Genomic DNA, 12,878 nt, shown 5'->3' on the forward strand with positions numbered 1-12,878 from the left:
CCGCACCGCCCCCGAAAGATATTTTCTCCCCTCTCCACGGCCCACTGGGCCGTGGAGAGGGGGGAGAAAGAGGGGAGGGGCCATTGCCTTCCGGGCTGGCTTCGGTTCCCTCAATCTCCGGTTCAAATGAGATGGTGAGAAGGGCCGCCTTCGACGGCCCTTCCCCAAGAAAATTCTGTAAACAGGGGTGATCCCTGCCGGCCGGAGGGGTTACCGTCCGGTTGCCAACTCCCTGGGTAATTTACAAGGGCCGGTGGGACCGTCTTCGGCGGTCTCACTGAACTCCCTTCCCTCATGGTTCGCCGGCGATTTCCTCTGCGATGCTCCCCAGCACTCCGTTGACAAAACGCGGCGTGCTGTCGGAGCCAAAGAGCTTCCCCAGCTCAACGGCCTCATTGATGGCAACAGCAGGGCTGGTCCGTCGCGCGATAACGAACTCATAGATCGCTATCCGAAGGATGTTGCGGTCGATGAGGGCCATCTGGGCCACCGGCCATGCCGGGGCGTAGCGCTGGATCAGGCGGTCGATTTCTGTCTGATGGGCCAGCACTCCGGTCACCAGCTCCTGGGCGAATGCTCGGGCCTCCGTTGAAAGCGACTCCATCTGGAACCGGGCGGACAGCACTTCCCCGGGCGGATGGCCCGCGGCGTCGATTTCGTAAAGCGCCTGCAGCGCCACCATACGGGCCCGGCGCATTAGAGGGATCCCTTCCCGCGCTTGACGGGTCCCCTCAGGCTCGTTCGCTCGATCCGGAGGCCTGCGACGCGCCACGCTCTTCCACCTCCACATCGGCGATCAGGACATTCACCGCTGCCACTTCCAGGCCGGTCAGGTCACGGATGGCCCGGGTGACCTCCTCCTGAACCTGTCGGGCAACCTCGCGGAACCGGACGTCTGGGCGCACCACCAGGGCCAGGTCGATGCGCACCCGGTCGTCGACCACGGTCAAGCGCACGCCGCCGGAGAGCGCCCACGGTCCAACTCGTGCTTCCGCCAGGCGGGCGACGCCGGGGACCTGAGCGACCGTTTGACGGATGATGTCTTGTAACACCTGAGGAGCCACCACGATACGCCCCGGGACGATTTCTTGGATTTCCTCTGGCTTCATGGGTGTTTCGACCTCCGCGTCATGGGACCCATGGAGTGTTTAGGGCCCCGCGTGGCGCCCCTATAGATGATACGGCACGCGATGCAGTCCGCCAGGGCAGGCCATGGGCCCATCCCTACACGCAGGTCATTCCTCCATCCACTGTGAGGACGTGGCCGGTGATGAAGGCAGCCTCGTCGGATGCCAGGAAGGCGACGGCCCAGGCCACATCCTCTGGGGTCCCCAACCGCCCCAGCGGGGTCATCCGCAGCGCGGCCTCCTTAAATTCCTGCGGCAACGGCTCGGTGAGATCCGTTGGAATCAGGCCAGGGGCGACGGCGTTGACGGTGATGTTGCGGGAGCCCACCTCCTTGGCTAAGGATTTGGTGAACCCGATCAGCCCGGCCTTCGCGGCGGCGTAGTTGGTCTGCCCGGCGTTGCCCACCAGGCCGGCGATGGAAGTGATGTTAATGATCCGCCCATAGCGCTGCCGCATCATCGGCCGCAGGGCGGCCTTTGTGCAGTTGAAAGCGCTCTTCAGGTTTGTGGTCAGAATGAAATCCCAGTCCTCTTCCTTCATTAGCGCCAGCAGGTTATCTCGCGTGGTCCCGGCGTTGTTGACCAGGATATCCACCCGCCCGAACGCTTCTAAGGCGGCGCGGATCAACCGTTCGGCTTCCTCATAACGGCTCACATCCGCCTGGACGGCGATGGCTTCCCCGCCCATGGCCTGGATGGCGTCCACCACCTCACGGGCAGCCGCCTCATTCTGGCGATAGTTGATCACGACGCGGGCGCCCCGTCGAGCCAGCTCCAGGGCGATCGCCCGTCCCAACCCCCGGGAGGCCCCGGTCACCACGGCCACACGGCCTTCCAGGTTCCCCATCGATGATTCCTCCGCGGTTCTGGGTTGAAAGAGGAGCTTGGGGGACGGACCATCTTCGACACCCGCCTTGCCCCCAAACCCTATGAGAGGATCCAAGGATTTCAATTGCCGAATCGGACAGATCGCACGGGAACGTCCTGTAGGCTCGGTCCGCCTTTGAGGATTTTACATCAACCGGACCTGCCCCGGGTCCTGTGTCTGTTGAGGGAAGGGCAGCCGCGGGGGGCTGCCCCTACAAAATACCATATGCGACCGGTTGCCACGATCAGGCCCCGGTTTTCGTCATAGCGGGTTGCCCCTGCAGACGATTGTAGGGGTAGGCCCCTGTGCCTACCCTGCATGGGCGGGCCCCCGTGCCTGCCCCATTCGGACCGTCACGGGGGGCAACCCCCTGTGGTTGCCCATCGCGGGCAACCACAGGGGGTTGCCCCTACGAATAACATGGCGCATCGCACATTTCGTAGGGATGGGCCCCTGTGCCTGTCCCCCACCCCGTTCTTGCGCCGGAGCCTATTTTGAGGTAGTCATCAGGATGATGTTCTTCAATGGATAGCGAATCGGGTAGCGCGATTCGTTCCAGGCGGCACGATCTCTGGTGGTTTTGTCGGGAGGTGCAGGAAGCGCAGAAAAAAGGGCAAGCCTGGACTTCCTTCTACTTCACGCAGGAAGGATGCGCCTATGATCGCGCTGGCCTGGAGTGGTGGGAAGGATAGCATGATGGCGCTGCACGCGTTGCGGCAGCGGGGAGAAGCGGTGGCGGTGTTGCTGGTTACCCTGAATGAGGCCTTCGATCGGGTGACCATGCACGGCGTGCGCCGCTCCCTGATCCACGCCCAGGCTGCCGCTCTGGGCCTTCCGGTCCACGAAGTCTGGCTTCCCCATCCATGTCCCAATGAGGTTTATGAGCAGCGAATGGCGGAGGCGACCCGTCGCCTGATGCAGCGGGGGATCCGTCGGTTCGCCTTCGGGGACTTATTCCTGGAGGAAATCCGGGCCTATCGGCTTCGCCATCTGCTTCCCCTGGGGGTGGACGTGTTGTTCCCTCTCTGGGGCGAGCCCACTCGGGATCTGGTCCGGCGGTTCATCGCCCTGGGCTTCCAGGCCGTGACGGTTTGCGTTGATGGAAACCGCTTGGATCGGAAGTTCCTGGGGCGATCGCTGGATCTCGCCTTCCTGGCCGATTTACCGGCCGAGGTGGATCCGGCCGGGGAGAATGGGGAGTTCCATACCTTCGTGTATGATGGACCTGGGTTCCGCCGTCCAGTGGATTTCACACTGGGGGAGGCGGTTTTCCGAGACGGTTTCTGGTTTCAGGATTTGATCCCTTGGATGGGAGAGGGATGAGCCTTCTCCAAAACTGGACTTTGGACAAGCAGGCCTACACCAAGTGCCCTGAGCTTTCTGCGGCAGGAGGGCCAAGCCTGAGAGAGAAACTGCAAGTTAGTCCAAAGTCCAGTCCAAACCCGTCCAAAAGGCTTACGGGAGTTTTGCTGCTCGCTTCTCATGAGGGACGCAGGGGGATAAGGCCTTTCCACCTCGTCCGACCGGCGCCCACCTGCATCGCTCCGGGATTTGTTCGGATCGCGAATGTCGATGCGCCTTCTGATCAGCGGATGGTTCCTTCAGCATCCGGCGACGGGGACAGGTCAGTATGCCTGGGAGATCCTCCGGCATCTCCCTCAGGCGCGGCCGAGCTGGACGGTGGGTGTGGCCGTCCCGGAAGGCTGGGCCGGCCCGTTGCCGGAAGGCGTGGAGCCGGTTCGAATCCGTCTGCCGCGGCTTCCATCGGATTTTCAGAAACTCTGGTTTGAACAGATCGCGCTGCCAGGGGCGGCCGCCCGCTGGCGGGCGGAACGGCTGTTCGTGCCTTACTGGGCGCCGCCGCTTCGCGCGCCGGCGCCGACGATCGTCACCGTGCACGATCTCATCCCGCTCCGGTTCCCGGAATATCGGGCGACCTTTGCCGCCCGGCTGTATACCGCTCTGGTTACAGCGGCCACCCCGGGCGCCGCGCATATCCTTACGGATTCCGAGGCTTCCCGGCGGGATCTGCTTCAACGATTCCGGTTGCCGCCGGAGCGGGTCACCGCAGTTCCTCTGGGCGTGTCCGAGCGCTTCACCCCGCGCCCGGACCCGGTGGGGGATGCGCGGGCGCGGAACCGATACGACCTGCCGCCTGCATATGTGCTCTATCTGGGCGGTTTCGATCGGCGGAAGAACATCGAGACGCTCCTGGCGGTTTACACCTGGGCTCAGGACGCCATCGGCGAGAACTTCCCCCTGGTCATCGCCGGGCGCCTGCCGGAGGGCTCGAGCCGCTTGTTCGTGGACCCCCGGCCTCTGGCCCGGGCGTGGGGGATTGAGGCGGTGGTGCGGACCATCGGGCCGGTGGCGGAGGAGGACAAGCCAGCGCTGTATCGGGGCGCCTCTGCCTTCCTGTATCCTTCCCGCTATGAGGGGTTCGGCCTGCCCGTGTTGGAGGCGATGGCCTGTGGGGTTCCGGTGGTCGCCTCGGAGATCCCAGCGCTGGTGGAGCTGGTGGGGGATGCCGCCTATTTGATCCCCCCCGAAGATGCGCGGGGGATGGCCGGGGCGCTGATCGCTGTGCTGGTGGATTCCACGCTGGGGCAGACGTTGCGCGAGCGGGGGCTTCGGCGGGCGGCTGCTTTCACGTGGGTTGCCTGCGCGCGGCGCACGGCGGAGATCCTGGAAGGCGCTGGGCCGGTGTGAAGACCCCCGGCCGATGGCCCGGCTTCTTCAAATCACGGTTCCCCTTGCGGCGGCTCCGAATGCCGCGGGAAAGCGAGGAATTCCGCTGGAGGTGGAGATGGATCGCGTGCGAGTTTCCCAGGATCACCTGGTGTTCTGCGCTGGACATTTTATGATCTTCCCGAAGGGAAGCGAGCCGCTCCATGGTCATAACTACCGGGTGGCCGTGGCCCTGGAGGGGGAGTTGCAGGACGATATGGTGATGGATTTCGTAGCCCTGAAGCGCCTGGTGAAAGCGCTGGTGGATGAACTGGATCATCGGGTGTTGCTCCCGGCCGAGCATCCCCGCCTCCGCCTGACGCTCCGGGAAGAGACGGTGGAGGCGGAAGTAGACGGCAAGCGTTATCTCTTCCCTCTGGAAGATGTGCGGATCCTGCCCATCCCCAACACGTCGGCGGAGTGGCTGGCCCGACACCTGGCCGGCCAGTTGCGGGCGCGCCTTCCTTCCAACCTCCGCCTGCGGGCTCTGGAAGTGGAGGTGGAAGAATCGTTCGGGCAAAGCGCGACCTATCGGGAGGAGATCGATGCCGCCGCTGCGACGTCTTAAGCACCGGGTGGGGATCGCCCTGGGGAGCAACCTGGGGGATCGGGATGCCGCGTTGCGGGAGGCGCTCCAGCGCCTTCTGGAGTGGGTGGAGATCGAGGCCGTCTCCTCGTTCTACGAGACGGAGCCGGTGGGATATACTGATCAGCCGTGGTTTCTGAACGCGGTCTGCATCGGCACCACCGATCTGTCTCCCCGGGCGCTCCTGGACGTCTGCAAAGCGATCGAGACGGGGATGGGGCGAGCGCCCGGCCCCCGCTGGGGACCCCGCCTCATCGACCTGGATCTGCTGTTCTACGATGACTTGTGTCTGGAAGATGAAGCCCTGATCCTTCCCCATCCTCGGATGGCCGAGCGAGCCTTTGTTTTGATCCCCTTGGCCGAAGTCGCCCCCGACTGGGTTCATCCCCGGTTGGGACGGACGGCCGCGGCGCTGGCGGCGGAGCAGCCTTCCACGGGGATCCGCCGCTGGGCCCGGGCGCCGATGCGGGCCGGCCGAGCCTTCCTCTATTGGGGCCGGGAGACCCTGGTGATGGGGATCCTGAACATCACGCCGGATTCCTTCTCGGGGGACGGCCTCTTGAAGGGGCCGAACTGGGTGGAGATGGCCATGGATCAGGCCCGGCGCTTCAAGGCAGCCGGCGCGCACCTGTTGGATGTCGGGGGGGAAAGCACGCGGCCGGGCTCTGAGCCGGTGTCGGCTGAGGAGGAGATGCGACGGGTGCTGCCGGTGATCGAGCGGCTGGCCGCGGAGGGCCTGGGCCCGATTTCCGTGGACACCTATAAGGCCTGTGTAGCCCGCGCGGCAGTGGCGGCCGGGGCCGATCTCATCAACGATGTGTGGGCGATGGAAGCGGATCCGGAGATGGCCGAGGCCGCGGCGGAGCTCGGCGTCCCCATCATCCTGATGGACAATCGGAGCCGGCGAGAAGCGGTGGTGCGGGATCCGCATCTGGGGGCCCGTTATGAAGGGGAAGCGCACGGGGATATCGTGGCCGCCGTGCGTGCTCACCTGATGGAACGAGTGGAAGCTGCTCGCGCGGCCGGAATCCCCCCTTATCGAATGATCCTGGACCCGGGGTTAGGGTTCGGCAAAACGGTCGCCCAGAATTTGGAGCTGGTGGATCGGTTGGAGGAACTGCGGGAGCTGGGCTTCCCGATCCTGGTGGGCCCTTCCCGCAAGTCGTTCATCGGCTACACGTTAAATCTGCCCCCGGAGGAGCGGCTGGAGGGGACCGCGGCGGTCGTGGCAGTCAGCATCGTGCGCGGGGCGGACATCGTTCGGGTTCATGACGTCGAGCCGATCCTCCGCGTCGCTCGCATGACCGATGCGATCGTCCGTCGGGGGCCTCCGTGGCTTTAAGGGCTCTCAGAGGAGATATGGAGGCTCTGGGCCGGGGGGGCGATGAGAGCAACCTTGGTCCAGGAGATTGGAGGGCAGGCGGATCCCCGAGGGCGGCTCTGCCGCTCCCAACCATTGAAGACAGTGACGTTCCCCGATTGTTGATTTGATCGCTGGTCGCCCGACCCTGTGCTTTTTGGGGGCTCAGGCGGTCTCCCCAGCCCCCTCATTTACTCCCCGCAACCTCTCGGGCCACTTGAAGGAAGAAAAGGAAAAGGGCCCTCGGCCCAGTGCCCCACTGATCAGCAGCGAAGCCCTGTCGAAGAATCGCCCATGGGCTTCGCTCTATTCGATATGCACATGGGCGATGATCCGCCCGAAGCGCAGCTCATCGCCGTCCTGAAGCGCATAGGGGAGCCCCGAGACCAGACGCTTGTTGTTGAGATAGGTTCCGTTCGTGCTCCCCAGATCCTCGATGTAGAAGTGGCCGTCGTGATAGAAAATCCTCGCATGGCGGCGGGAGACCCAGATCGCTTCCGGACCCTCCCGGGAGAGATCCAGATCCGGAGCGAGCCCCAAACTGGGATCTGATCGCCCGATCTCACAGGTCTGGTGAGAGCGCACTTCGATCCTGCGGCCGGTATGGGCGATCCGAAGGCGTAGCAGCGCGGCGGGCGTTGCGGGAGGGAGCTCTTCCAGCCCAGCTTCTCCCTCCGCGAGAGGTGCCGTCTGCCAGCGCTCGACCTCAGGAGAAACGCCTTCCTTCGCGGACTCCAGTTCAAGCGGGTTGAGCTCGGACATGATCTCGCGCTCGATGATCTGGGATGGATAGAGACTCCTGGACGGAGCAAATTCCTGCAAGATGGCCTTCCCAATCCCCACTTAGATCGCAAATCCCCTCCCCACAGCCCGAGGGGCGGTGGGGGAGAAGGGAACTCCGATCTGGGGGGCTGCCTCCCGTAGCCCCATCGATCCCAAGAATTTCCGATAGGAGCCACGTGGTCCCTCACCCGGGGCTTGAGGGCGGAGCCAAGGGCTGAGGGCACCCAGCTCCACCCCCAACATGTTTGGATCCCCTCTCCTCACAGCCCTTTGGACCGTGGGGAGAGGAGATAAGGGGGGTGGGTCATTCCGCTGCGCTTAGCCGGCTCCCAACCGCGTAACCCCTACTTCAGGTATAGAAGCCTTCCGCATCTGGCAATCAAAACACCGGATTGATGGGAAAAGAAGTTGCGTCAGGTTATCTCAATTATACCCTGGTGAAAATCGAGAAGGAATGGGCCAAAAGTCCTCTGATTTCGGGCGGTGGAATCCTTCTCTGCGGCCTGAAGGGCCTTAGGGAGGGGCTGGCCCTTTATGCGGGAGGAGGCTCGAGGGGCCTGGTAGAGGGCCCGTCTATCCAACGTCCAGAGGTTCCAGCATCGGACCGATCGCTGGACCCGGTTGCAGGTAGAAGTCTGGGATGAGAGGGCGGATGGCTTCGCCGCTCGTCCCGCCACCCCCTTCAGCCCTCGTCACTGCGCCGTAAAGGGGCGTGGAAAGGGGGGATCGGGCCCTTTCCGGCCATCCGGTGGTTCGCTCTCTGGCCTGCACGAAGGCTGGACATGCGCTAATATACTCGGGTTATGTGTATCGAGGTTTTGGGGCCGATGGGCCGTTCCTTTCCGCCCGCAAAGGTTTCCTTCTCCCCTTCCTACGGCCCTTCGAGCTATGGGGAGAGGTAAAGAGGGACGAAGCTCTCCTCCGCTTTCGAGGCCCCTTCTGGAGGAAGCGGCGTGGGACGAGGACTCGGGATTCTCCTCCTTGCGATCTCTGGACTTCTGGGGGGGATCGCCTGTCGGCCAGCGAGGATCGTATATATCGGCTTGGTCGCCCCCTTCGAAGGGCGGGATCGAGCCATCGGTTACGATGTCATCTTCGGGGCGCGACTGGCTGTGCGGGCATGGAACGCGGCCCATCCCCAGGGGCCGTTCGTTATGCTGGTGGCCCTTGATGATCAGGGGGATCCGGCCCTGGCGCAGGAGCGAGCTCGCCAGATCGCGTCGCATCCCGGCTTGATGGCCGTGATCGGCCACTTCCGTCCGGCGACCACGAAAGCCGCTGCGCCCATTTATCGGGCCGCTGGGATTCCGCTGATCGCGCCGCTTCTCCCGGCGGATCGGATTCCAGAAGGTGCGCTGCCCACGGCTCCGGATCAGCGGATGATGGTGGAGGCGTTGCTTCAGGCGCTTCCACCCGAGGGGGAACGAAGCCTGTGGATCGCTCGCGACGAAGAGGAGCAGTGGTTCGGACCGGAACTGGCCGGGCTTCTCCGCGAACGGGGGTGGGTGGTGCGGGAAGCCCACTGGGAGGAGGCCTCTCCTCAGGGGAAGGAGCCAGTTCTTTTCGATGGCCGGGCGGTCCATGCGGCGGAAGCTGCACGGCGCTGGCGACGGGAGGGCTGGCAAGGGCCGCTGTGGGGAGGGCCCGGGCTGTTGCATCCAGATTCCAGGCTGTTGCAGAACGCCGGAGAAGTATGGATAGTGGCGGAAACCCGTTCCATGGAGGATCGGGAGTGGGTGGAGGCGTATCGGGCGATCGCCCTGGGAGCAACCCCAGGCCCCTACGCACCGCTGGGATACGACCTGGTGTGGGTTTTGATGCAAATGCAAACGCGCGCAGCCTTCCAGTGGGAGGGAAAAACCGGAACCTGGAAGTGGGAGCAGGGAAAGTTGAGGAAAGATCCGGCGTGGTTTCTGGAACGGGGATCCTGGCTCCCCCACTAAGCTTGCCTCATCCCACCCTCCGGATCTTGCGGGAAGGGTTATTCCCGGAAAGCGGTTGGGCAGCACATCCGTGTGCCACCCAACCGCTTTCCGCCTGATGAAACCGTCGATCGGTTCTCAGCCCCTGCGTCGCGGCTTCTTCGCCGGCTTCTCCTCCGGCAGCGCCGCGCGGGTCTCGGTATCATAGGCCAAAAGATCGTTGGCGTCCAGGATCAGATAATCCACGCCGTTCACCTTCACCTCGTTTCCCGAATACTTCGGGAACAGCACCCGGTCGCCGACCCGAACCTTGATGGACTCGTCGTCGCCCACGGCGACCACGACCCCGACCTGGGGCTTCTCCTTGGCGGTCTCCGGGATGATCAGGCCGCTCGGGGTGCGGCTCTCCTGTTCCACCGGGCGAATGACCACTCGGCTACCCAACGGCTGCCATGGAAAACGCTCTTCCGCCATCGCTGCTTCCTCCCGAATTATGAGCTAAAGGATGGAAGCGCGAAGCGGGCTGTTCCGCTGCCCGCCCCGCGCTTGATCTTACTTCCTCCCCTTGTTCAGCCCCAGCAGGGCATCGATCTGAGGCCGATTGAAGCCGATGACGATTTTACCACCGATATCCAGCACGGGCACGCCCATCTGCCCGGTTCGGCGCACCAAGTCTCGGGCCGCCGCCGCGTCCCGGCTGACGTCCACCTCTTTGAAAGGAACGCCCCGCTGCCGAAGATATTCCTTGGCCGCGCGGCACCAGGGGCAGTTGGGCGTGACAAAGATGATCACCCGAGGCCATTGGGTTGTCCCAGCCATCGTCCCTCCTCCGGCGGATCGTTCCAGCGTCCTCCCTTTTCGTTAGATGCAACCGGGCGGTTTTCGTAACATGCGGGAGTTGCGCCGTTCGCTTCCTCTCGAGGCCTTTCACTCCCTTGCTCCACGGCCCGAAGCATCGCGGGGCGAGGGGATCGATGGGGACGGCGCGGGGAACAGGGCAGGAAAAGTTTGAGGTGGTGGGATGGGCGACTTCGCCGTCTATCTCCCCATCCTCGCCTTGCTTCTCCTTTCGGGCCTTTTTGACGGCCCATCGAGTTGGATATAAACTGCAAGATGATCGTTTCCCGGGGGAGTCTGCGGGCAAGCAGGCTGAGAGGGCGCCTTCATGAGGGGAGAGGGGAAGGAAAGCAGGCGAACAGGCCTGCGGTGTCTCTTTCCCCGCTCGTGCCCGGCGCCGACCCCTTGAACCTGATCCGGGTCATACCGGCGGAGGGAAGGGAGATGGGGTCGACCCTCGCGCTTCGTCACCTCGTCTGCCTCGTGTGCGCGATCCCCTTTCCTTCACGCCCACACCCAAAGGCCCAGGGATTCGGAAGGGAAAGCCCATCTATCTATGAAGATCCTCGACAGCGATGGAGGTCGGGTCTCTTTCGGGTGAGACCCTGGCGCTCGGAAGACCGCTGTTGGAATCCTTCCGGGGCGATGCGGTCCGATCCCTCATCCTGGCTGGAGGGTCCGATGAGCGAACCCGAGATCATCCTGATTGTGGCGGGGGGCGAAGTCGATCGAGAAGCCTTGCGTCGGATGGCTTCCCGGGCGCGATGGATCCTGGCTGCCGACGGCGGGGCGGCGCATCTTCGGGCCATCGAGGTGATCCCCCACCGGGTGATCGGCGACCTGGATTCGATGGATCCGGAGACGCAGGCTTGGCTGGAGCAGGCCGGGGCGCCGATCGAGCGCCACCCGGTGGACAAGGACGCCACCGACCTGGAGCTGGCCCTGGAGCGCGCTCGGGAGCTGGGCGGTTCCATCCGGGTGTTCGGCGCCTGGGGATCGCGGCTCGACCAGACCATCGCCTCCCTATTGCTGCTGGCCCATCCCCGGTGGGCAGGATGGGATGTCCGGTTCATGGGCGCGGATCGGGAGGCTTTTGTTCTCCGGGGGGAGGGATGGATCGAGGGGGAGCCTGGCGATCGGGTCTCCCTGATCCCGCTCACCGGCGACGTGGAAGGCGTCACGCTGGAGGGCCTGTTCTATCCGTTACAGGAGGGCGTTCTGCCCTTCGGATCCACTCTGGGGATCAGCAATCGTATGGTGGCTCCCCGGGCTCGCGTCCGGGCTCGTCGTGGGCTTCTCCTGGTGATCCATGAGCGGGGGGAGCCCGGATGAGGCATCCTCTTCTCTCTCCGAAGCCCTTTGGGCCGTGGGGAGCGGGGAATCCAATGCCCATTTTGGGGACGGAGCCGAGCGTCCTTGGCGTCTGGCTCTGTCCCCAGAGCCCCGCATGGAGACGAACGGGGCAAATCCCGGCATTCAATTCTCGAGGAAATCGAGCGGAGGAGGCGCACCCATGGGACGCGGCTATCGATGGCTTCGGGGATGGATGCTCCTGACGGCGCTGATCGCGGCGTGTGCCACGCCGACGGTGCCGCCGACGCCGACTTCGGTTCCGGCGACGGTCACCCCGGTTCCGACGGCTTCCCCGGTTCCCGCCACGCCGACGCCGACCCCTTCCGGCCCGCGGGAGCTGGTGTTGATGACCCATGACAGCTTCAACGTCAGCGAGGAGGTGCTGCGGGAGTTTGAGCAGCGGTATAACGTCCGGGTTCAGATCCTCAAGGCCGGCGACGCGGGGACCGCCCTCAACAAGGCGATCCTGGCCAAGGGGGCGCCGCTGGCGGACGTCTTCTTCGGCGTGGACAACACCTTCTTCAGCCGGGCGATCCGGGAGGACCTTTTTGAGCCGTATCGGCCGCAGGGCCTGGAGGAGATCCCCCAGGAGTTCCTCCTGGATCCCGAGTATCGCCTGATCCCCATCGACTACGGGGACGTGTGCCTGAACTACGACAAGAAGTATTTCCGGGAGAAGGGGCTGAAGCCGCCGGAGACCCTGGAGGATCTCATCCGGCCGGAATACCGGGGGCTGCTGGTGGTGCAGAACCCGGCGACGTCCTCGCCGGGGCTGGCCTTTATGCTGACCACGATCGTGTATTTCGGGGAGGAGCGCTGGCTGGACTTCTGGCGGGCCCTGAAGGCGAACGACGTGAAGATCACGGAGGGGTGGGAGGATGCGTATTTCAAGGAGTTCAGCGGCGCGGCGGGGAGCCCGGGGACCCGCCCGATCGTGGTGAGCTACGCCACCAGCCCGGCGGCGGAGGTGTATTTCAGCGAGGGGAAGCTGACCGAGCCGCCGACGGGGAACGTGCTGGGGAAGAACACCTGCTTCCGCCAGATCGAGTTCGCGGGGATCCTGAAGGGAACGAAGAACCGGGACCTGGCGGAGCGGTGGATGGACTTTATGATCAGCCTGCGCTTCCAGGAGGACGTTCCCATGCAGATGTTTGTGTTCCCGGTTCACCCGAAGGCGCGGCTGCCGGAGTTCTTCCAGAAGTTCGCGGAGGTGCCGCCGGAGCCCGCCCGGATGGACCCGACGCGGATCGACGCCAACCGGGAGCGGTGGATCCAGGAGTGGACGGATCTCATGTTGCGGTGAGCGGTTGATCCC

General features: G+C 64.3%; 13 protein-coding genes and 1 riboswitch. Of the genes, 7 read left to right on the forward strand and 6 right to left on the reverse strand.

The window, feature by feature from the left end:
* Positions 1-292: 292 nt before the first annotated feature.
* The 3 genes from nusB to fabG all read right to left on the reverse strand — a co-directional run bounded on the left by nusB (position 293) and on the right by fabG (position 1,974).
* The gene (gene nusB / locus NZM16_RS08330) at positions 293-772 is read right to left on the reverse strand and encodes a transcription antitermination factor NusB (protein ID WP_295479880.1); all 480 of its coding nucleotides are present in this window, start codon (positions 770-772) and stop codon (positions 293-295) included.
* Positions 732-1,109 carry an Asp23/Gls24 family envelope stress response protein gene (locus NZM16_RS08335; protein WP_295479882.1) on the reverse strand — a complete coding sequence of 126 codons (378 nt, stop codon included), beginning with the start codon at positions 1,107-1,109 and terminating at the stop codon, positions 732-734. The genes nusB and NZM16_RS08335 overlap by 41 nt, the downstream gene beginning before the upstream one ends.
* 115 nt (positions 1,110-1,224) lie before the next feature.
* Complete coding sequence (gene fabG, locus NZM16_RS08340) at positions 1,225-1,974, reverse strand: 3-oxoacyl-[acyl-carrier-protein] reductase (protein WP_295479884.1); 750 nt, start codon at positions 1,972-1,974, stop codon at positions 1,225-1,227.
* A gap of 678 nt (positions 1,975-2,652) precedes the next feature.
* On the opposite strand from fabG, the gene NZM16_RS08345 reads away from it, so the two are divergent.
* The 4 genes from NZM16_RS08345 (at position 2,653) to folP (ending at position 6,650) form a co-directional block, all read left to right on the forward strand.
* Positions 2,653-3,318 (forward strand): adenine nucleotide alpha hydrolase, encoded by a 666-nt coding sequence (locus NZM16_RS08345; RefSeq protein ID WP_295479886.1) that lies wholly within the window; start codon positions 2,653-2,655, stop codon positions 3,316-3,318.
* Between the two features lie 249 nt (positions 3,319-3,567).
* Positions 3,568-4,704: a glycosyltransferase family 1 protein gene (locus tag NZM16_RS08350; protein WP_295479888.1), complete on the forward strand. Its 1,137-nt coding sequence runs from the start codon at positions 3,568-3,570 to the stop codon at positions 4,702-4,704.
* 97 nt (positions 4,705-4,801) lie between these two features.
* Positions 4,802-5,290, forward strand: coding sequence for a 6-carboxytetrahydropterin synthase (locus tag NZM16_RS08355; protein WP_295479890.1), 489 nt, complete (start codon positions 4,802-4,804; stop codon positions 5,288-5,290).
* Positions 5,268-6,650, forward strand: coding sequence for a dihydropteroate synthase (gene folP, locus NZM16_RS08360; RefSeq protein WP_295479892.1), 1,383 nt, complete (start codon positions 5,268-5,270; stop codon positions 6,648-6,650). The genes NZM16_RS08355 and folP overlap by 23 nt, the downstream gene beginning before the upstream one ends.
* Before the next feature lie 324 nt (positions 6,651-6,974).
* On the opposite strand, the gene NZM16_RS08365 is transcribed toward folP, so the two are convergent.
* Complete coding sequence (locus NZM16_RS08365; protein ID WP_295479894.1) at positions 6,975-7,490, reverse strand: FHA domain-containing protein; 516 nt, start codon at positions 7,488-7,490, stop codon at positions 6,975-6,977.
* Between the two features lie 914 nt (positions 7,491-8,404).
* On the opposite strand from NZM16_RS08365, the gene NZM16_RS08370 reads away from it, so the two are divergent.
* Positions 8,405-9,394 (forward strand): ABC transporter substrate-binding protein, encoded by a 990-nt coding sequence (locus NZM16_RS08370; RefSeq protein ID WP_295479896.1) that lies wholly within the window; start codon positions 8,405-8,407, stop codon positions 9,392-9,394.
* 117 nt (positions 9,395-9,511) lie between these two features.
* Here NZM16_RS08370 and NZM16_RS08375 read toward each other — a convergent pair whose 3' ends face one another.
* Together NZM16_RS08375 and NZM16_RS08380 are read right to left on the reverse strand one after the other, a co-directional pair.
* Entirely contained in the window at positions 9,512-9,847 is a 336-nt protein-coding gene (locus NZM16_RS08375) for a co-chaperone GroES (protein ID WP_295479898.1), read from the reverse strand.
* A gap of 78 nt (positions 9,848-9,925) precedes the next feature.
* Positions 9,926-10,192: a glutaredoxin family protein gene (locus NZM16_RS08380; protein WP_295479900.1), complete on the reverse strand. Its 267-nt coding sequence runs from the start codon at positions 10,190-10,192 to the stop codon at positions 9,926-9,928.
* A 297-nt stretch (positions 10,193-10,489) separates the two neighbouring features.
* A riboswitch (TPP riboswitch) is annotated at positions 10,490-10,666 on the forward strand.
* Between the two features lie 225 nt (positions 10,667-10,891).
* On the opposite strand from NZM16_RS08380, the gene NZM16_RS08385 reads away from it, so the two are divergent.
* Complete coding sequence (locus NZM16_RS08385; RefSeq protein ID WP_295479902.1) at positions 10,892-11,542, forward strand: thiamine diphosphokinase; 651 nt, start codon at positions 10,892-10,894, stop codon at positions 11,540-11,542.
* Between the two features lie 181 nt (positions 11,543-11,723).
* On the forward strand, positions 11,724-12,866 hold the full coding sequence (locus tag NZM16_RS08390) for a thiamine ABC transporter substrate-binding protein (protein ID WP_295479904.1): 1,143 nt from the start codon (positions 11,724-11,726) through the stop codon (positions 12,864-12,866).
* Positions 12,867-12,878 lie beyond the last annotated feature (12 nt).

Origin of the sequence: Thermoflexus sp., assembly GCF_025055495.1 — a bacterium.
In the GTDB taxonomy this organism is placed as follows: Bacteria; Chloroflexota; Anaerolineae; order Thermoflexales; family Thermoflexaceae; genus Thermoflexus.